At 54.0% G+C, this 21535-nt stretch carries 18 protein-coding genes and 3 tRNA genes; 18 read left to right on the plus strand and 3 right to left on the minus strand.

Features of this window, described 5'->3' with window-relative positions:
* Nucleotides 1–2: 2 nt before the first annotated feature.
* On the minus strand, nucleotides 3–899 hold the full coding sequence (gene asd, locus ACIP6T_RS17490) for an archaetidylserine decarboxylase (protein WP_400458215.1): 897 nt from the start codon (nucleotides 897–899) through the stop codon (nucleotides 3–5).
* A 92-nt stretch (nucleotides 900–991) separates the two neighbouring features.
* On the minus strand, nucleotides 992–2038 hold the full coding sequence (gene rsgA, locus ACIP6T_RS17495) for a small ribosomal subunit biogenesis GTPase RsgA (RefSeq protein WP_400458216.1): 1047 nt from the start codon (nucleotides 2036–2038) through the stop codon (nucleotides 992–994).
* Nucleotides 2039–2141: 103 nt separating this feature from the next.
* Here rsgA and orn point away from each other — a divergent pair, with 103 nt between their 5' ends.
* The 4 genes from orn (at nucleotide 2142) to ACIP6T_RS17515 (ending at nucleotide 3376) form a co-directional block, all read left to right on the plus strand.
* Complete coding sequence (gene orn, locus ACIP6T_RS17500; RefSeq protein ID WP_400458217.1) at nucleotides 2142–2690, plus strand: oligoribonuclease; 549 nt, start codon at nucleotides 2142–2144, stop codon at nucleotides 2688–2690.
* Between the two features lie 292 nt (nucleotides 2691–2982).
* Nucleotides 2983–3058, plus strand: a tRNA-Gly gene (locus tag ACIP6T_RS17505).
* Nucleotides 3059–3085: 27 nt separating this feature from the next.
* Nucleotides 3086–3161: transfer RNA gene (locus ACIP6T_RS17510), tRNA-Gly, on the plus strand.
* Between the two features lie 139 nt (nucleotides 3162–3300).
* A tRNA-Gly gene (locus tag ACIP6T_RS17515) sits at nucleotides 3301–3376 on the plus strand.
* A gap of 434 nt (nucleotides 3377–3810) precedes the next feature.
* Here the strand turns inward: ACIP6T_RS17515 and queG are convergent.
* The gene (queG, locus tag ACIP6T_RS17520) at nucleotides 3811–4950 is read right to left on the minus strand and encodes a tRNA epoxyqueuosine(34) reductase QueG (RefSeq protein ID WP_400458218.1); all 1140 of its coding nucleotides are present in this window, start codon (nucleotides 4948–4950) and stop codon (nucleotides 3811–3813) included.
* Here queG and nnr point away from each other — a divergent pair.
* The 14 genes from nnr to rlmB all read left to right on the plus strand — a co-directional run bounded on the left by nnr (nucleotide 4949) and on the right by rlmB (nucleotide 21372).
* The gene (nnr, locus tag ACIP6T_RS17525; protein ID WP_400458219.1) at nucleotides 4949–6466 is read left to right on the plus strand and encodes a bifunctional ADP-dependent NAD(P)H-hydrate dehydratase/NAD(P)H-hydrate epimerase; all 1518 of its coding nucleotides are present in this window, start codon (nucleotides 4949–4951) and stop codon (nucleotides 6464–6466) included. The two genes, queG and nnr, sit on opposite strands and share 2 nt — an antisense overlap.
* Nucleotides 6467–6469: 3 nt before the next feature.
* Nucleotides 6470–6946, plus strand: a complete 477-nt coding sequence (gene tsaE / locus ACIP6T_RS17530) for a tRNA (adenosine(37)-N6)-threonylcarbamoyltransferase complex ATPase subunit type 1 TsaE (protein WP_097095881.1) — start codon at nucleotides 6470–6472, stop codon at nucleotides 6944–6946.
* Nucleotides 6943–8601, plus strand: a complete 1659-nt coding sequence (gene amiB / locus ACIP6T_RS17535) for an N-acetylmuramoyl-L-alanine amidase AmiB (protein WP_400458221.1) — start codon at nucleotides 6943–6945, stop codon at nucleotides 8599–8601. The genes tsaE and amiB overlap by 4 nt, the downstream gene beginning before the upstream one ends.
* A 43-nt stretch (nucleotides 8602–8644) precedes the next feature.
* Nucleotides 8645–10483: a DNA mismatch repair endonuclease MutL gene (gene mutL / locus ACIP6T_RS17540; RefSeq protein WP_400458222.1), complete on the plus strand. Its 1839-nt coding sequence runs from the start codon at nucleotides 8645–8647 to the stop codon at nucleotides 10481–10483.
* Nucleotides 10476–11417: a tRNA (adenosine(37)-N6)-dimethylallyltransferase MiaA gene (miaA, locus tag ACIP6T_RS17545; RefSeq protein ID WP_400458223.1), complete on the plus strand. Its 942-nt coding sequence runs from the start codon at nucleotides 10476–10478 to the stop codon at nucleotides 11415–11417. Before mutL ends, miaA begins: the two co-directional genes overlap by 8 nt.
* A 110-nt stretch (nucleotides 11418–11527) precedes the next feature.
* Complete coding sequence (gene hfq, locus ACIP6T_RS17550) at nucleotides 11528–11845, plus strand: RNA chaperone Hfq (protein WP_008103618.1); 318 nt, start codon at nucleotides 11528–11530, stop codon at nucleotides 11843–11845.
* Nucleotides 11846–11925: 80 nt separating this feature from the next.
* Complete coding sequence (hflX, locus tag ACIP6T_RS17555; RefSeq protein ID WP_345828146.1) at nucleotides 11926–13206, plus strand: ribosome rescue GTPase HflX; 1281 nt, start codon at nucleotides 11926–11928, stop codon at nucleotides 13204–13206.
* Nucleotides 13207–13435: 229 nt separating this feature from the next.
* Nucleotides 13436–14671, plus strand: coding sequence for an FtsH protease activity modulator HflK (gene hflK, locus ACIP6T_RS17560; RefSeq protein WP_097095886.1), 1236 nt, complete (start codon nucleotides 13436–13438; stop codon nucleotides 14669–14671).
* A gap of 3 nt (nucleotides 14672–14674) precedes the next feature.
* Entirely contained in the window at nucleotides 14675–15679 is a 1005-nt protein-coding gene (hflC, locus tag ACIP6T_RS17565; protein ID WP_097095887.1) for a protease modulator HflC, read from the plus strand.
* 57 nt (nucleotides 15680–15736) lie between these two features.
* Nucleotides 15737–15934 (plus strand): DUF2065 family protein, encoded by a 198-nt coding sequence (locus ACIP6T_RS17570; RefSeq protein ID WP_097095888.1) that lies wholly within the window; start codon nucleotides 15737–15739, stop codon nucleotides 15932–15934.
* A gap of 179 nt (nucleotides 15935–16113) precedes the next feature.
* Nucleotides 16114–17412: an adenylosuccinate synthase gene (locus ACIP6T_RS17575; RefSeq protein WP_007892015.1), complete on the plus strand. Its 1299-nt coding sequence runs from the start codon at nucleotides 16114–16116 to the stop codon at nucleotides 17410–17412.
* Nucleotides 17413–17603: 191 nt separating this feature from the next.
* On the plus strand, nucleotides 17604–18047 hold the full coding sequence (gene nsrR / locus ACIP6T_RS17580; RefSeq protein WP_097095889.1) for a nitric oxide-sensing transcriptional repressor NsrR: 444 nt from the start codon (nucleotides 17604–17606) through the stop codon (nucleotides 18045–18047).
* A 16-nt stretch (nucleotides 18048–18063) separates the two neighbouring features.
* Nucleotides 18064–20514, plus strand: coding sequence for a ribonuclease R (rnr, locus tag ACIP6T_RS17585; protein WP_400458224.1), 2451 nt, complete (start codon nucleotides 18064–18066; stop codon nucleotides 20512–20514).
* Nucleotides 20515–20637: 123 nt separating this feature from the next.
* Nucleotides 20638–21372, plus strand: a complete 735-nt coding sequence (gene rlmB / locus ACIP6T_RS17590) for a 23S rRNA (guanosine(2251)-2'-O)-methyltransferase RlmB (RefSeq protein ID WP_097095891.1) — start codon at nucleotides 20638–20640, stop codon at nucleotides 21370–21372.
* Nucleotides 21373–21535 lie beyond the last annotated feature (163 nt).

The following is a 21535-nucleotide window of genomic DNA, read 5'->3' on the forward strand; positions in this document are numbered from 1 at the left end:
GGTTATTCGCTAAGAGGGACGCTGTTGCCCGGTTGAGGCATGGCGATGGCCAGCGGCTGACCGAGGCGAGTTTTGCTTTCGGCTTCGAGGCTTTCCGCCAGCTTCACGCGGTTAGGCGCGAACAGGTTGATGACCGTTGAACCCAACTTGAAACGCCCCATTTCCTGGCCTTTTAGCAGCACCACCGCACCGTCATGATCGGCAGAAGGATAACGCCAGCGTTTGATCACACCCTCGCGCGGCGGCGTTATGGTACCTGCCCACACGGTTTCGATGCTGCCAACGATGGTGGCACCGACCAGGATCTGCACCATTGGGCCGTGATCGGTATCGAATACGCAGATCACGCGCTCATTACGCGCAAACAGATTGGGGATATTGCGTGCGGTCAGCGGATTGACCGAATAGAGATCGCCTGGCACATAGAACATTTCGCGCAGGATGCCGTTACATGGCATGTGGACGCGATGATAATCGCGCGGAGCAAGGTAAGTAGTAACAAACTCGCCGTCGATGAATTGATCCGCCAGATCGTCATTACCCGCCAGCAGCGCCTGCAGGCTGTAAGTGTGGCCTTTGGCCTGGAAGATCTGATCGCCTGCAATGCGGCCAAGCTGGCTGATTGCGCCATCGGCTGGCAGCGCCAGCAAGGAGGCATCAGGATCGATGGGACGTGCACCCTCTTTTAACGGACGCACGAAGAAGTCATTAAAGGTGCGGTAGCTGCTGGTATGAGGCTTGCTGGCTTCCGCCATATCCACTTTGTAGTACCAGACAAAGATATCGATGACCGCTTTAGTGAGCCAGCCACCCCGACGGCTAGCGCCCCAACCGGCGAGTTCGGTGAGCCCTTTTTTAGGCAAAATATGATTCAGGCCGAGTTTAAAACGATCAAACACCGTTGCCTCCTGGCTTAATTACGTGTCGTTAACAAAAAGGGGGCGGATTGTAGCAGCGCCCCAGCTCGTTGGCGAATGTGCCGTTGTACGCGTTAATCCTGGTCTGAGGAAAAGTTTTTACGCGTTTTTACCTGCGCCATGCTCTCCAGAATTCGATGGTAGTTATCGAAGCGGGAGATATCGATCTTACCTTCCTCTACCGCTTCGCGAATGGCGCAGCCAGGATCGGTATCATGCTTACAGTCGCGGAAGCGGCAGCTGCCGAGGTATTCGCGGAATTCGACAAATCCGCGCGTCACCTGCTCCGGTTCAAGATGCCACAAGCCGAACTCTCGCACGCCCGGTGAATCGATCACATCGCCGCCTGCCGGGAAGTGATAGAGACGGGAAGCGGTGGTGGTGTGCTGACCCAAACCAGAAACGTTTGAGACATCGTTGGTCAGAATCTCATCGCCCGCTAACTCCAGGCCAAGCAAATTGTTCAACAGGCTCGATTTGCCGACGCCGGATTGGCCGGCAAAGATACTTACGCGGCCGGTTAAGGCGCTTTCCAGTTCAACCAAACCATCTTTGGCATGGCTGGAAACCATTAATACGCGATAACCAATATTGCGATAGATCTCCATCTGTTCGTCGACAAACGCGCGGCCTTCAGCATCGAGCAAATCGATTTTGTTGAGCACCAGCAGCGGCTCAACGCCGAGAGTTTCACTGGCAACCAAGTAACGATCGATGATGTTGAGCGACAGTTCCGGCAGGATCGCCGAAACAATGATGATCTGATCGATGTTGGCAGCGATCGGTTTAACGCCGTCATAGAAGTCGGGGCGCGTTAGTACCGTTTTACGATCGTGTACCGCTTCGACGATCCCTTTGCCGCCGCCAATCGCCACGCGCCACAATACGCGATCGCCGGTGACCAGCGATCGAATGGTGCGGCGGATATTACAGCGATGAACAACGCCCGCGCTATCTTCCACGTCTGCGTGCATGCCGAAACGGCTGATCACCACGCCATCAGCCGCTTCTCCAAACAGGCTATCATCCGGCTCCGGCTTTTCACTCCGTTGCTGCAGACGACGCTGATGGTTGGCGCTTACGCGACGTTGTTGACCTTTCGACAGTTTGTTTTTACTCACGCATCCTCTCACGGCTTTCGCCAGGCTTCGCCCTGTTGGGCAAAACGTCTATGATACACCTGAAATGAGTTTAATGACGACTTTGGCAACAGGCGGGAAACGCATGACAGCTGGCAATGAAAACAATCTGATTTGGATCGACCTCGAAATGACCGGATTGAATCCGGAACGCGATCGCATTATTGAGATCGCTACTATCGTCACCGATGCTAACCTCAATATCCTGGCGGAAGGGCCGGTGTTCGCCGTGCATCAATCTGACGAGCAGCTCGCGCTGATGGATGACTGGAACGTGCGTACCCATACCAACAGTGGTTTGGTGGCGCGGGTGAAGGCCAGCCAGCACGACGACCGCGCGGCGGAGTTGGCCACCATTGAATTTCTGAAACAGTGGGTGCCGGCGAATACCTCACCGATTTGTGGCAACAGCATCGGTCAGGATCGTCGCTTCCTGTTTAAGTACATGCCTGAACTCGAAGCCTATTTCCACTATCGCTATCTCGATGTCAGCACATTGAAAGAGCTGGCGCGCCGCTGGAAGCCAGACATTCTCCCAGGCTTTAAAAAGTCTGGCAGCCATCAGGCGCTGGATGATATTCGTGAATCTGTCGCAGAGCTGGCGTACTACCGCGAACACTTCCTGCAGCTTTAATCGACTGTGGGTGCGCAGGAAATCATCAGGTTGTCGATTAAAGCAGCGATCGCGCGGAAAGCGCAAAATTTTGCTTTTAGACTCTTGCGACTGAAAGGATTTCTCGTATAATGCGCACCCCGTACCGGTGAAGAATTTCATGTGGCACGGAGCAGTACAGCGAAATACAGAATCGAGCATGTTCATTTGATGCAAGGCGGCAACTGAACGAGTCACAGCGAGCTTACTTCAGTAAGTGACCTGTGCGAGTGAAGGCAGCTAACGCAGCAGCAAATAAACAGGCGAAGATTATGCGGGAATAGCTCAGTTGGTAGAGCACGACCTTGCCAAGGTCGGGGTCGCGAGTTCGAGTCTCGTTTCCCGCTCCAAATTTCGCTAAGCAGTAAACCTCTAATGCGGGAATAGCTCAGTTGGTAGAGCACGACCTTGCCAAGGTCGGGGTCGCGAGTTCGAGTCTCGTTTCCCGCTCCAGAGTTTGTAGTAAACCATCCAAATCACGGATTTAGTCGTTAGCGTGGTTGTTGTGACAAAAATACAAAGATGCAGAATCGAGTATTTGAGTTTGTGACAAGGCAGCCAACGAAGTAGCAGACTAAAATACGAAGATTATGCGGGAATAGCTCAGTTGGTAGAGCACGACCTTGCCAAGGTCGGGGTCGCGAGTTCGAGTCTCGTTTCCCGCTCCAGATTTTTATATTCACTAATGTTATTTGCCCTCAGGCGCAATCAGAATTAAAACTGCTGCAGATCTTTTTTGATCGCATGCTACATCGTTTTTTCTGGCAATTTTGCACGCCTTGCTCGCACCGATAATGCTGGTTGTCTGCTGCAGCTATCTTACAGGTTATCCACAATGTGCCCGCATGCTGCTGACGGCGTTTGCCCTCATCTGTAAAACTGTTTTGAACAGAGTTATCCACAGGCTCTGAACAAACCCCTGCCTGCTAAACGCGACGCAAATATTTACAATAATCGCTTAATTGTTTGATTTATAAGTGGTTAAACCTATTTCAGACTGTAATCTTACCCTTTAGGCAAAATTACGATCTCTGTCACTATTCAGTTGGATAATTTTATTCACAGCGTGTGGAAAAGAGTTTTATTCTGTGCCACTGCTCATTCACGCATCACGTGGCAGACCTTTTTCGACTGCCCGCACCAGCCGCTGTTTCTTCGCTGGCTGCACCTCAACCGCTTGCGCTGCACGTTTTTCTAGCTGCTGAGCCATTGCCCACGCAATATGCTCATCCAGCATCGGATGTTCGCCGCTGCGCAGTGCTAATACCGCCATATTTTCTTCTGCCCACGGCGCGTTGCCTAAAGCCACGGCAATGTTGCGTAACCAACGCAGGTGCCCAATACGACGAATCGCTGAACCTTCCGTAATACGCAGGAATTTTGCTTCATCCCATTTGAATAATTCAGTAAGCGGCGGCGCGTGTAATACGGCGCGCGGTGAAAAGTCATCTTCATCGGTTAGCTGGCCATAGCGGTTCCACGGGCAAATCAGTTGGCAATCATCGCAACCATAAATCCGATTACCAATCAGCGGGCGGAACTCTTCGGGAATAGCGCCTTCCAATTCGATGGTGAGATAAGAGATGCAGCGACGCGCATCGACCACGTAAGGCTCGACGATGGCGGCAGTGGGGCAGATAGTGATGCAGGCCACGCAGCGCCCGCACTGTTCTTCCTGTGGCTGATCGACCGGCAGCGGCAGATCGATCAGCAGCTCGCCGAGAAAGAACCAGGAACCTGCTTCGCGGTTCAGGACGAGCGAGTGTTTGCCGGTCCAGCCCAATCCGGCTTTAACGGCAATCGGGCGCTCGAGAATGGGTGCGGAGTCGACGAAGGGACGGAAATTGAGTTCGCCACAGTGCGCCTGAATCATTTCTCCGAGCTTTTTCAGTCGATTGCGCAATACTTTGTGATAGTCGCGACCCAGCGCATAGCGACTAACATAACCCAGCTGGGGGTTTTTTAGCGTGCTGGCAAAGGCGGCTTTGGCGGGAAGATAGTTCATGCGAACGCTGATCACGCGCAGCGTACCGGGCAGCAGTTCATGTGGACGTGCACGCATCATGCCGTGGCGCGCCATCCAATCCATCTCGCCGTGGTACTGCTTATCCAGCCACTCCTGCAGCCTGGGCTCTTCGGCGCTCAGATCGGTATCGCAAATACCCACCTGTTGGAAGCCGAGTTCGCGTCCCCACTGTTTAATTTGTTGAGCGAGCTGATGAAGATCGAGAGGGTATGACATGAGAAACCAGGCAATTGAAGCAAACGCACGCAGTTTAACACACTCTGTGTGGCCTGCGCAGGCGATGGCGCAACTGGAACGTGATGCTGCTGATAGCCTGGGCTTAACGCTGTATGAGCTGATGCAGCGCGCCGGACAGGCCAGCTATGAACTTGCCCGCCAGCTGTGGCCGCAGGCGAAACACTGGTTGGTGCTGTGCGGGCATGGTAACAACGGCGGCGATGGTTATGTGGTGGCGCGATTGGCGCAGGCGGCTGGGTTGAGCGTGACGCTGCTGGCCTGCGAAGGCAGCAAAGCCTTGCCGGAAGAAGCGCAGCAAGCGCGCGATGCATGGCTGGCGGCGGGAGGCGTGATCCATGCCGCAGATGCGGTCTGGCCGGAACAGATTGATGTGATTATCGATGCGCTGCTTGGCACCGGGCTCAACCGAGCACCGGCGTCACCTTACGATCGCTTAATTGAGTTGACCAATATGCATGCCGCACCGGTGCTGGCGATTGATATTCCCTCGGGTTTAGTCGCGGCTAATGGCACGGCGCCGGGCGAAACGGTGATCGCCGATCACACACTCAGCATGATTGCACTGAAACCCGGGCAATTAACCGGTAAAGCACGTGATCACGTAGGTATTTTACATAACCATGAGCTGGGCTTGTCGCCGTACCTTGCCGCTGAGCAGGCACCTATTTCACGTTACGATGCCGCGGACTTAACGCGCTGGCTGCAACCGCGCCGTGCCACATCGCATAAAGGCGATCAGGGGCGTCTGCTGGTGGTCGGTGGTGATAGCGGCACGGCGGGAGCCATTCGTATGACGGGAGAAGCAGCATTGCGCAGTGGTGCCGGACTTGTGCGCGTGCTCACGCATGAAGATAATATTGGCCCGATTCTCACCGCGCGTCCGGAGTTGATGGTTGACGCACTGAGTGACGAACGCCTCGATCAGGCGCTGGAATGGGCGGATGTCATCGCAGTTGGACCGGGGCTTGGCCAGCGGGACTGGGCTCAGAAGGCACTGAAAAAGATTGCGGCCAGTGAAAAGCCGATGCTTTGGGATGCGGATGCGCTTAACCTGCTGGCAATCAAGCAGGATAACCGTCAGAATCGCATCATTACGCCGCATCCCGGCGAAGCGGCGCGCTTGCTGGGTGTAAAAACCAGTGAGATTGAAAGTGACCGCTTACATGCAGCACGCGCCCTGGCGAAACGCTACGGCGGTGTGGTGGTACTGAAAGGTGCAGGCACGGTGATTGCCAGCGCGGCGGGAGAGTTAGCCATTGCGGATGTCGGCAACGCCGGCATGGCATCTGGCGGCATGGGCGATGTGTTAAGCGGCATTATTGCCGCGCTGATCGGCCAGAAATTGACATTACTTGAGGCAGCCTGCGCAGGCTGCGTCGCGCATGGGGCAACAGCCGATGCCGTTGCGCATCAGCGCGGTACACGCGGTATGTTAGCCACTGATTTGTTCGAGCTGCTGTGGCAGTTTGTTAATCCAGAGATGATCCAACAATAAAGCATGAAGAGCTGTGTTATCCCTTTGCCCGATGAGGCGGCAACCCTGAATCTGGGTGCGCAATTGGCGCGCGTCTGCAATAGCGCGCTGGTGATCTATCTTTATGGCGATTTGGGTGCCGGTAAAACCACCTTCAGCCGTGGTTTTCTGCAGGCGCTCGGCCATCAAGGCAATGTAAAAAGCCCAACGTATACCTTGGTTGAGCCCTACGAACTGGGGTCGCGTACGCTGTATCATTTTGATCTTTATCGTCTTGCCGATCCGGAAGAACTGGAGTTTATGGGCATCCGCGACTATTTCAGCGGTGATGCGCTATGTCTGGTGGAGTGGCCGCAGCAGGGCACCGGCGTGCTGCCTGAGCCTGATTTAGCGTTGACGTTGCGCTATGTCGATGCAGCACGTGAAGCCGAAATCAGCGCGGTGTCCGCCACTGGCGAAGCGCTGTTACTCCAATTCCAGCAAGGCAGGAATCCGGCATGATGTCACGGATGAAGATCATGATAGTGGCATTGCTGTGCCTGTTTTCTGCTTCAGCGCTCGCCGCCACGTTATCCGATATTAAAGTTGAAAACGGCGACAGCCAGGCCACAGTGACCTTGAGTTTCAACGGCCAGCCGGTTTACGGCTTTTTCCCGCTGCATAATCCCAATCGCGTGGTGCTGGATATTCGCCAGAGCGGCGCGATTAAAGGCTTGCCGCTGAATTTCAGCGGCGAAAATATTGTGCAGCGCATTCGCAACAGCCAGCCCAAAGATAAGCAAAGCCTGCGTTTAGTGTTTGAGTTGACGCAGCCGGCGCAAACGCGCGCCAGCACGCAGCGCGAAGGCAATAATTATCGCGTGGTGTTCACTATTCGCGGCACGCAGCCAGTAAAACGCGCTGCCGCTGCGCCAGTCACTACCGCGCGTGAAAGTCAGAGTCAAAGCAGTAGCCCGAGCAACCCATTCAACGCCAATCCGGTCACTGCCGTTACCAGCAGCGATACGACCGTGCGTCCAGCCACATCGTTGAGCCGCAATGATGTGGTGATTGTGGCGATTGATGCTGGACACGGTGGGCAGGATCCAGGTGCATCCGGACAAAACGGTTTGCATGAGAAAAATGTCACCATTTCCATTGCGCGTAAGCTGAAGGCGCTAATGGACAGAGATCCGATGTTCAAACCGGTACTGACGCGCAGCGGCGACTATTTCATCTCGGTTATGGGCCGCTCCGAAGTGGCGCGTAAAGAGAACGCTAACCTGTTAGTGTCGATCCACGCCGACGCCGCGCCCAACCATTCCGCTACCGGCGCATCGGTTTGGGTGTTGTCTAATCGTCGTGCCAACAACGAAATGGCCAACTGGCTGGAACAGAAAGAGAAACAGTCTGAACTGCTGGGCGGCGCGGGCGATTTGCTGGCAAACAGCCAGGCCGATCCCTATCTCAGCCAGGCGGTGCTGGATCTGCAGTTTGGTCATTCACAGCGCGTAGGCTATGACGTCGCGGTTAAAGTCCTGCAGCAGCTGCGCGGTATTACGCCGCTGCATAAACGTCTGCCGGAACATGCCAGCCTTGGCGTCTTACGTTCCCCGGATATCCCTTCTTTACTGGTCGAAACCGGCTTTATTAGTAATGCCGCGGAGGAGCGGCTGCTTGGTAGCAGCGCGTATCAGGAGAAGATTGCTCAGTCGATTTATAAAGGGCTACGCAATTATTTCCTTACGCATCCGCTGCAATCGATCCCAAAGGAGGAAAACCGGCCGCTGGACAGCGCACCAGCGGTTAGCGTCGCCAGCAATCCGGCGAGCGGCACGGTGCAATACACCGGCGCGACGCAGCGTCATACCGTTGCGCGTGGCGAAACGTTATCAGGTATCGCCGCGAAATATGGCGTCAGCATGGCAACGTTACGTGAGCTGAACAGCCTGAAGCGCGATGTCGTTTGGGTGGGACAGCGCCTGAAAGTGCCGGCGAAATCCAGCGTCAGCGTTGCGGCGGCAAGTCGTCCTACGCGGCACAAAGTGGTGCGCGGCGATTCGCTAACGGCGATTGCCGCGCGCTATGGCGTGAGCTCAAAAGCGATCATGCAGGCGAATAATATGAAGTCGAGCAATGTGATGCTGGGGCAAAACCTAAAAATTCCGCAATCCTGATTGTTGGCTCCGCGTGAGCCAACCAGCCAGAAGGATCACCACCATGCCAATACAGATTTTACCGCCGCAGCTGGCGAACCAGATTGCCGCAGGCGAAGTGGTTGAGCGTCCGGCATCGGTCGTAAAAGAGCTGGTGGAAAACAGCCTCGATGCCGGCGCAACGCGTATTGATGTTGATATTGAGAAAGGTGGCGCCAAACTTATCCGCATTCGTGACAACGGCTGCGGCATCGCGAAAGCCGAGCTGGCCATGGCGCTGGCACGGCATGCCACCAGTAAGATAGCCTCGCTCGATGATCTTGAAGCGATTGTCAGCCTCGGTTTCCGTGGTGAAGCGCTCGCCAGTATCAGCTCGGTTTCTCGTTTAACCCTCACGTCACGCACCGCCGATCAAACTGAAGCGTGGCAAGCCTATGCCGAAGGGCGCGATATGGAGGTGACGGTGAAACCCGCGGCGCATCCCGTGGGAACCTCGCTAGAAGTGCTCGATCTGTTCTACAACACGCCCGCACGCCGCAAATTTATGCGTACCGAAAAAACCGAATTTACTCATATTGATGAGGTAATTCGTCGTATTGCGCTGGCACGCTTTGATGTGGCCATTTCACTCAGCCATAACGGCAAGTTGATGCGTCAGTATCGCGCGGTCAGCGAGGAGACGCAGCGCGAGCGGCGTTTAGGCGCGATTTGTGGCACCACGTTTATGCAGCATGCGTTACGTATTGATTGGCAGCATGACGATTTAGCACTGCGTGGTTGGGTGGCCGATCCAAACGGTTCGCGACAGGTTACCGATCTGCAATATTGTTACGTCAACGGGCGTATGATGCGCGATAAGCTGATCAACCACGCCATTCGCCAGGCGTATCAAACGCAGCTTGGCGACGATCAGCAGCCGGCTTACGTGCTGTATCTCGAGATCGATCCGCATCAGGTGGATGTCAACGTCCATCCGGCTAAGCATGAGGTGCGTTTCCATCAGTCGCGTCTGGTTCATGATTTTATCTGGCAGGGCGTGATGAGTGCGCTGCAAGCCAGCCGCGCGCCGGAACTGCCGATTGCACACGCTGAAGAGCCCGCACCCAAATGGCAGCCAGAAAACCGCCAGGCGGCGGGTGCTAATCACTTTGCCCAGCCGAGCAACACGCCGCGCAACGGATCTGCTGCCGGCGCGAGTGCCAATTGGCAGAATAAAGAACCCAGTTACAGTGCGCGCGAAGGCGCTGCCTATAAGCAGCTGCTTAAAACACCAGCGGCCGAAGCGCCGCGCGCCGCGCCTGCACCCGTTCGTCAGCCCGAGCCACGTGAAGCACCGTTAAGTGCTCACGCACAAAGTTTTGGTCGCGTGTTAAGCGTGTTGCAGGATCGCTACGCGCTGTTGGAACGGGGTAACCAACTGCAATTATTATCCCTGGCGGTTGCGGCTCGCTGGCTAAAACAGGCCCAGCTGCAGCCAGGGGATGAGGGATTAAAACCGCAGCCGTTGCTGATCCCGGTTCGCCTGAAAATTGCCGGGCAAGAGCTCGCCGTTATCGATTCCCATTCAACGCTGCTGAGTTTAATGGGCATTGATTTACAACGAGAAGGACAGCATGTGACGCTGCGTGCCGTTCCTTTACCGTTACGAACACAAAATTTACAAATCTTGATTCCAGAACTGTTAGGCTACTTGGCCCGGCAGCAAGAAGTTTCTGCATCCACGTTAGCCCAATGGTTGGCGCGGCGCGATGATGCAGAAGACGCTCACTGGAATCACTCGCAGGCGATTACGCTGCTGGCAGAGCTGGAAAGGCTTTGTCCGCAACTGCTGAAGTCGCCGCCTTCAGGTCTATTACAGACTATTGAGATTGAGAGCGCGATTAACGCGTTGAAGCATGAGTGAACTAAACCAGGCTAGCCGGCCAAAGGCAATATTTTTGATGGGGCCTACCGCCTCCGGTAAGACGGCATTAGCGATTTCGCTGCGTCAGCAACTTCCGGTGGAACTTATTAGCGTTGACTCTGCCTTAATCTATCGCGGGATGGATATTGGCACGGCGAAACCGTCGGCAGAAGAGTTAGCACTGGCGCCCCATCGTTTGCTGGACATTCGCGATCCGGCGGAAGCGTATTCCGCCGCAGAGTTTCGTCGCGATGCGCTGGCAGAAATGGCGGAAATCACCCAGAAGGGGAAGATTCCGCTGCTTGTTGGTGGAACCATGCTCTATTTCAAGGCGTTACTTGAAGGATTGTCACCGTTGCCCTCGGCCGATCCCGAGGTGCGTCAGCGGATAGAGCAAATGGCGACGGAGAAAGGGTGGGAAGCCCTGCACCGCCAGCTGTGTGAAATCGATCCGGTCGCCGGTAGTCGTATTCATCCGAATGATCCGCAGAGACTTTCGCGAGCACTGGAAGTTTTTTTTATTTCGGGTAAAACTTTAACGGAACTGACAAAAACCTCCGGCGAAGCGTTACCCTACGACGTGTACCAATTTGCGATTGCACCTGTGAATCGCGAACTGATACATCAACGCATTGCGTTGCGTTACGACCAGATGCTAGCGTCAGGATTTGAAGCGGAGGCTCGTGCACTGTTTGCACGAGGTGATTTGCATACGGATATGCCTTCCATTCGTTGTGTCGGTTATCGCCAGATGTGGTCTTATCTTTCAGGCGAAATCGATTATGACGAAATGGTTTATCGGGGAATTTGCGCCACTCGGCAGCTCGCTAAACGCCAGATGACCTGGTTACGTGGCTGGCCTGAAGTACACTGGTTAAACAGTGATGAGCCAGAATTAGCGCGTAATGCGGTGCTCAAGGTAGTTAGTGCGTAGCAGGGATGATTGTGTACAATTGGTTCGTTATCGTGCGCAAATTTTTACGCAGTTTTTCTGAACCACGGTTCTTAAAGCAACAAACAACAAGCATATAAGGAAAAGATAGAATGGCTAAGGGGCAATCTTTACAAGACCCGTTTTTGAACGCATTGCGTCGTGAACGTGTACCGGTTTCGATCTATTTGGTGAATGGTATTAAGCTGCAAGGGCAAATTGAATCCTTTGATCAGTTCGTCATTCTGTTAAAAAACACGGTTAGCCAGATGGTGTATAAGCACGCCATCTCTACAGTGGTTCCTTCTCGTCCAGTGTCGCACCATAGCAATAACGCGGGCGGCAGCGGTGGTAGCAGCAACTATCATCACAGCGGAAGCAACCAAGGCGCTCAGTCGCAGCCACAACAAGACGGCGATAACGCAGAATAATTTTGCGCTGCCGTAAAGCCAGGGCTGGAGAGCGATAACGTTTTCCTGTCCTGGTTATTTTATTTAAGCGAGGTTATAGCTTGTTTGACCGTTATGATGCCGGTGAGCAGGCCGTACTGGTACACATCTGGTTCTCCCAAGACAAAGAGCTGGAAGATTTGCAGGAGTTCGAAACTCTTGTCTCTTCTGCGGGCGTTGAAGCGCTGCAAGTTATTACGGGCAGCCGTAAAGCGCCACATCCCAAATATTTTGTCGGTGAAGGAAAGGCAGTTGAAATTGCCGATGCGGTGAAAGCGAGTGGAGCATCGGTCGTTTTATTCGATCATGCCTTAACTCCTGCTCAGGAACGTAATCTTGAGCGGCTGTGCGAATGTCGCGTAATCGATCGCACCGGCTTAATTCTCGATATTTTCGCCCAGCGCGCCCGCACCCATGAGGGTAAATTGCAGGTCGAGCTGGCACAACTACGCCATTTAGCAACCCGTTTGGTTCGCGGATGGACACACCTTGAGCGCCAAAAAGGCGGTATCGGTTTACGTGGTCCAGGTGAAACTCAGCTGGAAACGGACCGTCGCTTGTTGCGTGGTCGCATCAGTCAGATTCTTTCTCGTCTTGAACGCGTTGAAAAGCAGCGCGATCAGGGCAGGCAGGCACGCGCCAAAGCTGACGTGCCAACGGTCTCGCTGGTGGGTTACACCAACGCCGGAAAATCCACACTATTCAACGCGATTACCTCTGCGGATGTATACGTGGCGGACCAACTTTTCGCAACGCTTGACCCTACCTTGCGCCGGCTGAATGTCGCCGATGTCGGTGAAGTGGTTTTAGCGGATACGGTAGGTTTTATTCGCCATTTACCGCATGACCTGGTGGCGGCCTTTAAAGCCACGCTGCAGGAAACCCGCCAGGCAACGCTGTTGTTACATGTGATTGATGCTGCTGATTTGCGCGTGAATGACAACATCGATGCCGTAAATGAAGTATTGGCAGAAATCGAAGCCGATGAAATTCCGACTCTGCTGGTCATGAATAAAATCGATATGCTGGATGGTTTTGTGCCGCGTATCGATCGCAATGAAGAGAACCAACCGATTCGCGTTTGGTTATCTGCACAGAGCGGCATAGGTTTACCGCTGCTGTGGCAGGCGCTTTCAGAGCGTTTGGCCGGAGAGATCGCGCAGTATGATTTACGTCTGCCGCCGGAAGCGGGCCGTTTACGCAGCCGTTTCTATCAGCTACATGCAATAGAAAAAGAATGGAATGAAGAGGATGGCTGTGTGAATTTGCATGTGCGTATGCCAATCGTTGACTGGCGCCGTCTGTGTAAGCAAGAGCCGTCGCTAGCCAGTTATATTGTTTGAAATTGCCCAATCGCACTTACCCAAAAAAGATTTCAGGTTGTAGTAATTATCGTTGCAGGCCGAAATATTATGGTTTTACGCGAATATTTCGGATTGCGGCAAGGCGGCAACTGAGCAAATCCCCAGGAGCTTACATCTGTAAGTGACTGGGGTGCGTGAAGGCAGCCAACGCAGCTGCAATCCGAAAGATGAAGGGTAAAACCGTAAATACAATAAATGGAGTAGAGACATGGCGTGGAATCAGCCCGGAAATAACGGACAGGACCGCGACCCGTGGGGAAGCAGCAATAATCAAGGCGGCAACTCTGGGGGAAATAAAGGAGGTCGCGATCAGGGACCACCTGATCTGGATGATATCTTCCGTAAACTGAGCAAAAAACTCGGTGGACTGGGCGGTGGCAAACAGAATGACAATGGCCAACGCAGCGGCGGCAGCGGTGGCAAAATAGTGGGCATTGTTGCCGTAGCAGCGGTCGTTATCTGGGCGGCTAGTGGTTTCTACACCATCAAAGAAGCAGAACGCGGTGTGGTAACGCGTTTTGGCAAATTTAGCCATCTGGTTGAGCCCGGTCTTAACTGGAAGCCAACGTTTATCGATCAGGTTCGCGCCGTTAACGTCGAAGCCGTGCGCGAACTGGCGGCGTCTGGCGTGATGTTAACGTCGGATGAAAACGTTGTGCGCGTTGAAATGAACGTGCAATACCGCGTGACCGATCCGGAGCGTTATCTGTATGCGGTGACCAGCGCCGACGATAGTCTGCGTCAGGCAACGGACAGCGCCTTACGTGGCGTCATAGGCCGCTCAACCATGGATCGCATTCTGACGGAAGGTCGTACCGTGGTACGTAGCGAAACGCAGCGTGAGCTCGACGAAACCATTCGTCCGTACAACATGGGTATTACCCTGCTAGACGTGAACTTCCAGGCGGCGCGTCCACCGGAAGAGGTCAAAGCCTCATTTGATGATGCGATTGCTGCGCGTGAAAACCGCGAGCAGTACGTGCGTGAAGCCGAAGCTTATGCGAATGAAGTTCAGCCGCGCGCTAATGGCCAGGCCCAGCGTATCCTTGAAGAAGGTCGCGCCTATAAAGAACGTACGGTGCTAGAAGCGCAGGGTGAAGTGGCTCGTTTTGCGCGCCTGCTGCCAGAATATAAGGCCGCACCTGAAATCACCAAAGAGCGTCTCTACATTGAAACGATGGAACGCGTGCTCAGCCATACTCGCAAAGTTTTGATCAGCGATCGTGGCAGCAACTTGACGGTTCTGCCATTGGATCAGCTGATGCGCGGTGGTCAGGCCTCGGGCCAGAGCGGTCAAAAAATGACGAATCTCATGAAATCACCTTCGTCTTCCGAAAGTAATGCGAGCCGTGGTGATACCTCATCATACAGTCCAGACAGCATCATGGATCAGCGTCGCGCCAATGCGCTGCGCAACGATACCCAGCGTCAAGGGAGGGAGTAATCGATGCGTAAGCCAATCATCGCCGTAATTATTGTAGTGTTGGTGGTGCTTTACGCGTCACTGTTCGTGGTGCAGGAAGGCCAACGCGGCATCGTGCTGCGCTTTGGCAAAGTTCTGCGTGACGATGAAAACAAACCGCTGGTGTACGCACCGGGTCTGCATTTCAAAATCCCGTTTATCGAAACCATGAAATCTCTGGATGCGCGCATTCAGACCATGGATAACCAGGCGGATCGCTTTGTTACCAAAGAGAAGAAAGACCTGATCGTTGATTCCTATATCAAATGGCGCATCAGTGATTTCAGCCGTTACTACCTGGCAACCGGTGGTGGCGACGTTTCTCAGGCCGAAGTGTTGCTGAAACGTAAGTTCAGTGACCGTCTGCGTTCTGAAATGGGTCGTCTGGATGTGAAAGACATCGTGACCGATTCACGTGGCCGCTTAACCACCGATGTTCGAGATGCTTTGAATACCGGCAGCGCGGGCAATGACGATGAAGTGCAGACGCCAGCAGCAGATGATGCGATTGCCAATGCAGCGGCACGCGTAGAGCGTGAAACCAATAGCAGCGAACCGGCACCCAACCCGAACAGTATGGCTGCTTTAGGTATTCAGGTTGTCGACGTGCGCATTAAGCAGATCAACCTGCCAACAGAAGTGTCTGACGCTATCTACAACCGTATGCGCGCCGAGCGTGAAGCGGTTGCCCGTAGTCAGCGTTCACAAGGTCAGGAAGAGGCAGAAAAACTGCGCGCGCAAGCCGATTATCAGGTTACGCGTACTCTGGCAGAAGCTCAGCGTGAGGCGCTGATCTCACGCGGTGAAGGTGATGGTGAAGCAGCAAAACTGTTTGCTGATGCCTTCAGTCAGGATCCGGATTTCTATGCCTTTATCCGCAGCCTGCGCGCTTATGAGAATAGCTTCTCTGACAATCAGGATGTGTTAGTGCTGAGCCCGGATAGCGATTTCTTCCGCTATATGAAAGCGCCGACTAACGCCACGCGTTAAGAACTGATATAAAGTCCAGGCCGACAATGTTGTCGGCCTTTTTTTTGGGAAAAAAACATGAACACAACCATCTGGATGGCGCTGGCTTTGGTTTTGGTGCTGGAAGGACTTGGCCCCATGTTTATGCCACGCGTCTGGCGTCGCATGATTCTGGCGATGACCCAACTGCCCGATCGTCTGCTGCACCGTTTTGGTGGCGGACTGGTGGTAGCGGGCGTGGTGATTTACGCCATGATCAGTATGCACGCAGGTTGATAAACACAAATTTGCGTGATATCTCGCAACCCAATTGTGTCTGGTGGCCATTGTTCCCCCCAACATGTTGTGATGATCAAAACTCAGGCAAAAAACAGCGCAATCGTATGCTAAAAGTGCTGAAAGAGTAAAAGTCAGGTGGTAGAATCCATTTTTAAGCAATCGGTGATTTTGAAAAAATGGGTAAGAACGTCGTCGTACTGGGCACCCAATGGGGTGACGAAGGTAAAGGCAAGATCGTAGACCTTCTGACAGAGCGCGCGAATTACGTCGTGCGTTACCAAGGTGGCCACAATGCAGGCCACACACTTGTCATCAACGGTGAAAAAACCGTCCTCCACTTAATTCCATCTGGCATCCTGCGTGAAAACGTCACCAGCATCATCGGTAACGGCGTTGTACTGTCGCCTGAAGCGCTGATGAAAGAGATGAAAGGTCTGGAAGAGCGCGGTGTGCCGGTACGTGAACGTCTGCTGATTTCTGAAGCCTGCCCATTGATTCTGCAATACCACGTAGCCATGGATGTAGCGCGCGAAAAAGCGCGCGGCGCCAAAGCTATCGGCACTACCGGTCGTGGTATCGGTCCAGCCTATGAAGATAAAGTTGCCCGTCGCGGTCTGCGCGTGAGCGATCTCTTCAATAAAGAAACCTTCGCCGTGAAGCTGAAAGAGATCGTCGATTTCTACAACTTCCAGCTGGTTAACTATTACAAAACGGATGCTGTCGACTACGAAAAAGTGCTGAGTGATACGCTGGCGGTTGCCGATATTATCACTAGCATGGTGGTTGACGTCTCTGATCTGCTGGACGGCGCGCGCAAGCGTGGCGACCTGATCATGTTCGAAGGTGCACAGGGTACGCTGCTGGATATCGACCACGGTACTTATCCGTACGTCACCTCATCCAACACCACCGCAGGTGGCGTGGCAACCGGGTCAGGTATTGGTCCGCGCTACGTTGATTACGTGCTGGGTATCGTTAAAGCTTATTCAACCCGCGTAGGTGCAGGTCCATTCCCGACCGAACTGTTTGACGAAACGGGTGAGTTCCTGTGTGCGCAAGGCCACGAGTTTGGCGCGACAACCGGTCGTCGTCGTCGTACCGGCTGGCTGGATGCGGTTGCCGTTCGCCGTGCAGTGCAGATCAACTCATTGTCTGGTTTCTGCATGACCAAACTGGACGTGCTGGATGGGCTGAAAGAAGTAAAAATCTGTGTAGCTTATCGCATGCCTGATGGCCGCGAAATGACCACCACGCCGCTGGCCGCTGAAGGCTGGGAAGGCATTGAGCCGATCTATGAAACGATGCCAGGCTGGAGCGAAACGACATTTGGCGTGAAGACGCTGGAAGGTCTGCCGCAGGCTGCACGTGATTACATCAAACGTGTAGAAGAAGTCACCGGTGTGCCGATTGATATTATTTCTACCGGCCCAGACCGTAGTGAGACGATGATTCTGCGCGATCCATTCGACGCATAATCTCTCAAGGCCGGGTATCGCCCGGCCTTTGTATTTCTAATCTTTGACTCCACTCACTCTATTTTTTCTTGCAAATATCGATACTTGCCGGAAAAAAACGCACCGGCCACCACGCTCTGGTTTATCATCATACTTAAACATCACGCCGACCGGCGCATAGTCATAACGACCGATGATTCACTGAGGTATATGTGCAGCTAACAAGTTTTACCGATTATGGTTTGCGTGCGCTGATTTATATGGCGACGTTACCGGAAGGTAAGCAGACCAACATTACCGAAGTCACCGATACCTACGGGGTGTCGCGTAACCATATGGTCAAAATCATCAATCAACTCAGCCGGGCTGGCTTTGTCGCCGCAACACGCGGTAAAAACGGCGGAATTCGTTTAGGCATGAACCCGGAAAAAATCGTGATTGGCGAAGTGGTACGAAAAATGGAGCCACTGCAGCTCGTGAACTGCAACGAGTGTGTCATCACGCCAGCTTGTCGTTTGCGTAAAGCATTGCACGATGCGGTCCAGTTATTCCTCAAGGAGCTGGATAAATATACGCTGGCCGATTTGGTCAAAGATAACGATGCGCTGTACCAACTTTTATTGTCCGAACCGCCGGTGGCAATCCAAATTAAATGACATCGGAGGAACCGTAATGTCAAAAGATCCTTTTCAGGATAGAGAAGCTGAAAAATACGAAAACCCTATTCCCAGCCGTGAATTCATTCTGGCGCTGTTAGAGAAACGGGAAAAACCGACCAGCCGCGATGACATCGCGCAGGAACTGAATATCACCAGCGAAGAGCAGCTGGAAGCGCTGCGCCGTCGTCTACGTGCCATGGAGCGCGATGGTCAGTTGGTGTTTACTCGCCGTCAATGTTACGCCCTGCCAGAACGTCTCGATCTCATTCGCGGTAAAGTGATTGGCCACCGCGATGGCTATGGCTTCCTGCGCGTGGAGGGACAGAAAGATGATTTCTATCTCTCTGCCGAACAGATGAAATTCTGCCTGCATGGCGACGTTATTCTGGCGCAGCCGGGCAGCGCCGATCGTAAAGGTCGTCGTGAAGCGCGTGTGGTACGCGTTCTCGAGCCGCGCAACAGCCAAATTGTTGGTCGCTACTTCACCGATGCGGGCACGGGATTTGTGGTACCTGATGACAGCCGTCTGAGCTTCGACATCCTGATCCCACAAGAAGAAACGCTCAACGCGCGCATGGGTTCAGTGGTGGTAGTTGAGATCACGCAACGCGCCACGCGTCGCAGCAAAGCGCTCGGCAAAATTACCGAGCTGCTCGGCGATGATATGGGAACCAGCCTTGCCGTGGATATGGCGGTGCGCACCCATGAAATTCCGCACAGCTGGCCGGAAGAAGTGGAAAAGCAGATCGCCAAGCTGAAAGAAGAAGTACCGGAAGAGGCGAAGAAAGGGCGCGTTGATTTGCGTAACCTGCCGCTGGTCACCATTGATGGTGAAGATGCGCGCGACTTTGACGACGCCGTTTTCTGCGAGAAGAAGCGCGGTGGCGGCTGGCGTTTGTGGGTAGCGATTGCCGATGTGAGCTATTACGTCCGTCCCGGCACGCCGCTCGATGATGAAGCGCATCAGCGCGGCACGTCCGTCTATTTCCCGTCGCAGGTTATTCCAATGCTGCCGGAGATTCTCTCCAACGGCTTGTGCTCGCTGAATCCACAGGTTGATCGTCTGTGCATGGTGTGCGAGATGACCATCTCCTCCAGCGGCAAACTCACCGGCTTCAAACACTATGAAGCGGTGATGAACTCCCACGCGCGACTGACCTACAACAAAGTGTGGAACATTCTGCAAGGCGATGCCGATCTGCGTGAACAATACGCGGCGCAGGTGCCCCATCTGCATGAATTGCACAACATGTATCAGGTGCTGGAAACCGCACGTGAGCAGCGTGGTGGCATTTCGTTTGAGACCGATGAAGCCAAGTTTATCTTCAACGCCGAGCGTCGCATTGAGCGCGTGGAGCGCACTTCACGCAACGATGCGCACAAGCTGATTGAAGAGTGCATGATTCTCGCCAACATTGCCTCAGCGCGTTTTGTTGAGAAAAATGAAGAGCCTGCACTGTTCCGCGATCACGATCGTCCAAGCGAAGACAGCATCAAAAGTTTCCGCACCGTACTCAACGAACTGGGCTTAAGCCTGCCGGGCGGTGCCAAGCCGCACCCGACTGATTATGCCGACCTGCTGAAGCAAGTGGCCGATCGTCCAGATGCAGAAATGCTGCAAACCATGCTGCTGCGTTCAATGAAGCAGGCAGTTTATGACCCGGAAAACCGTGGTCACTTCGGTCTGGCGCTGGCGTCTTATGCGCACTTTACCTCACCGATTCGCCGCTATCCCGATTTGCTGCTGCATCGCGCCATCAAATATTTGCTGGCGAAAGAGCGGGGTGAAGTGGATGGCATCACCACGCCGACCGGCGGCTATCACTACGATATGCAGCAGATGCTGCAGCTTGGCCAACACTGTTCGATGACCGAGCGTCGTGCTGATGAAGCCACGCGCGATGTCGCCGATTGGCTGAAGTGCGACTTCATGCAAGATCAGGTCGGCAACGTGTTCAGCGGTGTGATCTCCAGCGTGACCGGTTTTGGTTTCTTCGTCCGTCTTAACGATCTGTTTATCGATGGCTTGGTGCACGTTTCGTCGCTGGATAACGACTATTATCGCTTCGATGCGGTAGGCCAGCGTCTGATTGGTGAATCCGGCGGTCGTACCTATCGTCTTGGCGATGCGGTTGAAGTGCGCGTTGATGCGGTGCATATGGATGAGCGTAAAATCGACTTCGCGCTGATCTCCAGCAAGCGTGTACCGCGCGGCGAAGGCAAAACCGAGCGCGAGCGTGAGAAACGCGGCGGCAAGCCACCGGCCAAACGCCGTCGTGACGCCGGTAAGAAGGGGACTTTTGAACCTGATTCAGCGTTCCGCGGCGAGAAGAAAAAGCCTGCGGCTGCTGAAAAACCGGCTAAAACCGAGAAAAAAGGCAAAAAAGTCTCGGAGAAAACCCGTAAAATCGCCGCCGCCACTAAGTCCAGGCGCGCGTCGAAGAAGCAAACAGGCGAAGCCTGATTGTGTGGTCGCATTTGACGGCGACCTAACACACCAGCAACGTGTTTTCGTAGGGTGCGCATTTATGCGCACCTGAATAACGGCCGATCTCTTCATGATTCATCTCCAACCTTGAGCAAAGTAATGAGTGAAATAATTTTTGGTATTCATAGCGTGCAGGCGCTGCTGGAGCGCGATCCGCAGCGTTTTCAGGAAGTCTTTATCCTTAAAGGCCGCGAAGATCGTCGCCTGCAACCGCTGATCCTCGCACTGGAAGCTCAGGGTATTCCGGTACAGGTTGCCAATCGCCAATGGCTGGATAGCCAGGTTGAAGGCGGCGTACATCAGGGTATTGTGGCGCGCGTTAAGCCGGGCAAGCAGTACCAGGAAGGCGATCTGCCGGATCTGCTGCAGAGCCTGGAAAAGCCGTTCCTGCTGGTGCTGGATGGCGTTACCGACCCGCATAATCTCGGTGCTTGCCTGCGTAGCGCTGATGCCGCTGGCGTGCATGCGGTCATCGTGCCGAAAGACCGCGCAGCTCCGCTGAATGCCACGGCGAAAAAAGTGGCGAGCGGCGCGGCAGAAAACGTGCCTTTGATTCGCGTCACCAACCTGGCACGTACCCTGCGTTTGCTGCAGGAATACAACATTTGGGTAGTCGGCACCGCGGGTGAAGCCGATCATACCGTTTACCAAAGCAAAATGACTGGCCCGATGGCGCTGGTGATGGGGGCTGAAGGTGAAGGTATGCGTCGATTGACGCGTGAACATTGCGATGAGCTGATCAGCATCCCTATGGCAGGCAGCGTATCGTCACTGAACGTGTCAGTGGCCACTGGCGTATGTCTGTTCGAAGCCGTTCGTCAGCGTCAGGCGTGATCCCCGCCGCAAAAAATTTTCCAGGCCGGGCATAACTGCAAAACAGCGACATACTTATACCCTAAATAATTCGAGTTACAGGAAGGCGGCAAGTGCGTGAGTCCCCAGGAGCTTACATCAGTAAGTGACTGGGGTGAACACACGCAGCCAACGCACCTGTAGC

It is taken from the genome of Pantoea sp. NPDC088449 (assembly GCF_044753225.1).
GTDB classification, from domain to species: domain Bacteria; phylum Pseudomonadota; class Gammaproteobacteria; order Enterobacterales; family Enterobacteriaceae; genus Pantoea; species Pantoea floridensis.

Bases quoted from the DNA above. Each gene is read 5' to 3' on its own strand.
- orn (WP_400458217.1), top strand. From the start codon at position 2,142: ATGACAGCTGGCAATGAAAACAATCTGATTTGGATCGACCTCGAAATG.
- nnr (WP_400458219.1), top strand. From the start codon at position 4,949: ATGAGAAACCAGGCAATTGAAGCAAACGCACGCAGTTTAACACACTCT.
- queG (WP_400458218.1), bottom strand. From the start codon at position 4,950: ATGTCATACCCTCTCGATCTTCATCAGCTCGCTCAACAAATTAAACAG.
- tsaE (WP_097095881.1), top strand. From the start codon at position 6,470: ATGAAGAGCTGTGTTATCCCTTTGCCCGATGAGGCGGCAACCCTGAAT.
- amiB (WP_400458221.1), top strand. From the start codon at position 6,943: ATGATGTCACGGATGAAGATCATGATAGTGGCATTGCTGTGCCTGTTT.
- mutL (WP_400458222.1), top strand. From the start codon at position 8,645: ATGCCAATACAGATTTTACCGCCGCAGCTGGCGAACCAGATTGCCGCA.
- miaA (WP_400458223.1), top strand. From the start codon at position 10,476: ATGAGTGAACTAAACCAGGCTAGCCGGCCAAAGGCAATATTTTTGATG.
- hfq (WP_008103618.1), top strand. From the start codon at position 11,528: ATGGCTAAGGGGCAATCTTTACAAGACCCGTTTTTGAACGCATTGCGT.
- hflK (WP_097095886.1), top strand. From the start codon at position 13,436: ATGGCGTGGAATCAGCCCGGAAATAACGGACAGGACCGCGACCCGTGG.
- hflC (WP_097095887.1), top strand. From the start codon at position 14,675: ATGCGTAAGCCAATCATCGCCGTAATTATTGTAGTGTTGGTGGTGCTT.
- ACIP6T_RS17570 (WP_097095888.1), top strand. From the start codon at position 15,737: ATGAACACAACCATCTGGATGGCGCTGGCTTTGGTTTTGGTGCTGGAA.
- ACIP6T_RS17575 (WP_007892015.1), top strand. From the start codon at position 16,114: ATGGGTAAGAACGTCGTCGTACTGGGCACCCAATGGGGTGACGAAGGT.
- rnr (WP_400458224.1), top strand. From the start codon at position 18,064: ATGTCAAAAGATCCTTTTCAGGATAGAGAAGCTGAAAAATACGAAAAC.
- rlmB (WP_097095891.1), top strand. From the start codon at position 20,638: ATGAGTGAAATAATTTTTGGTATTCATAGCGTGCAGGCGCTGCTGGAG.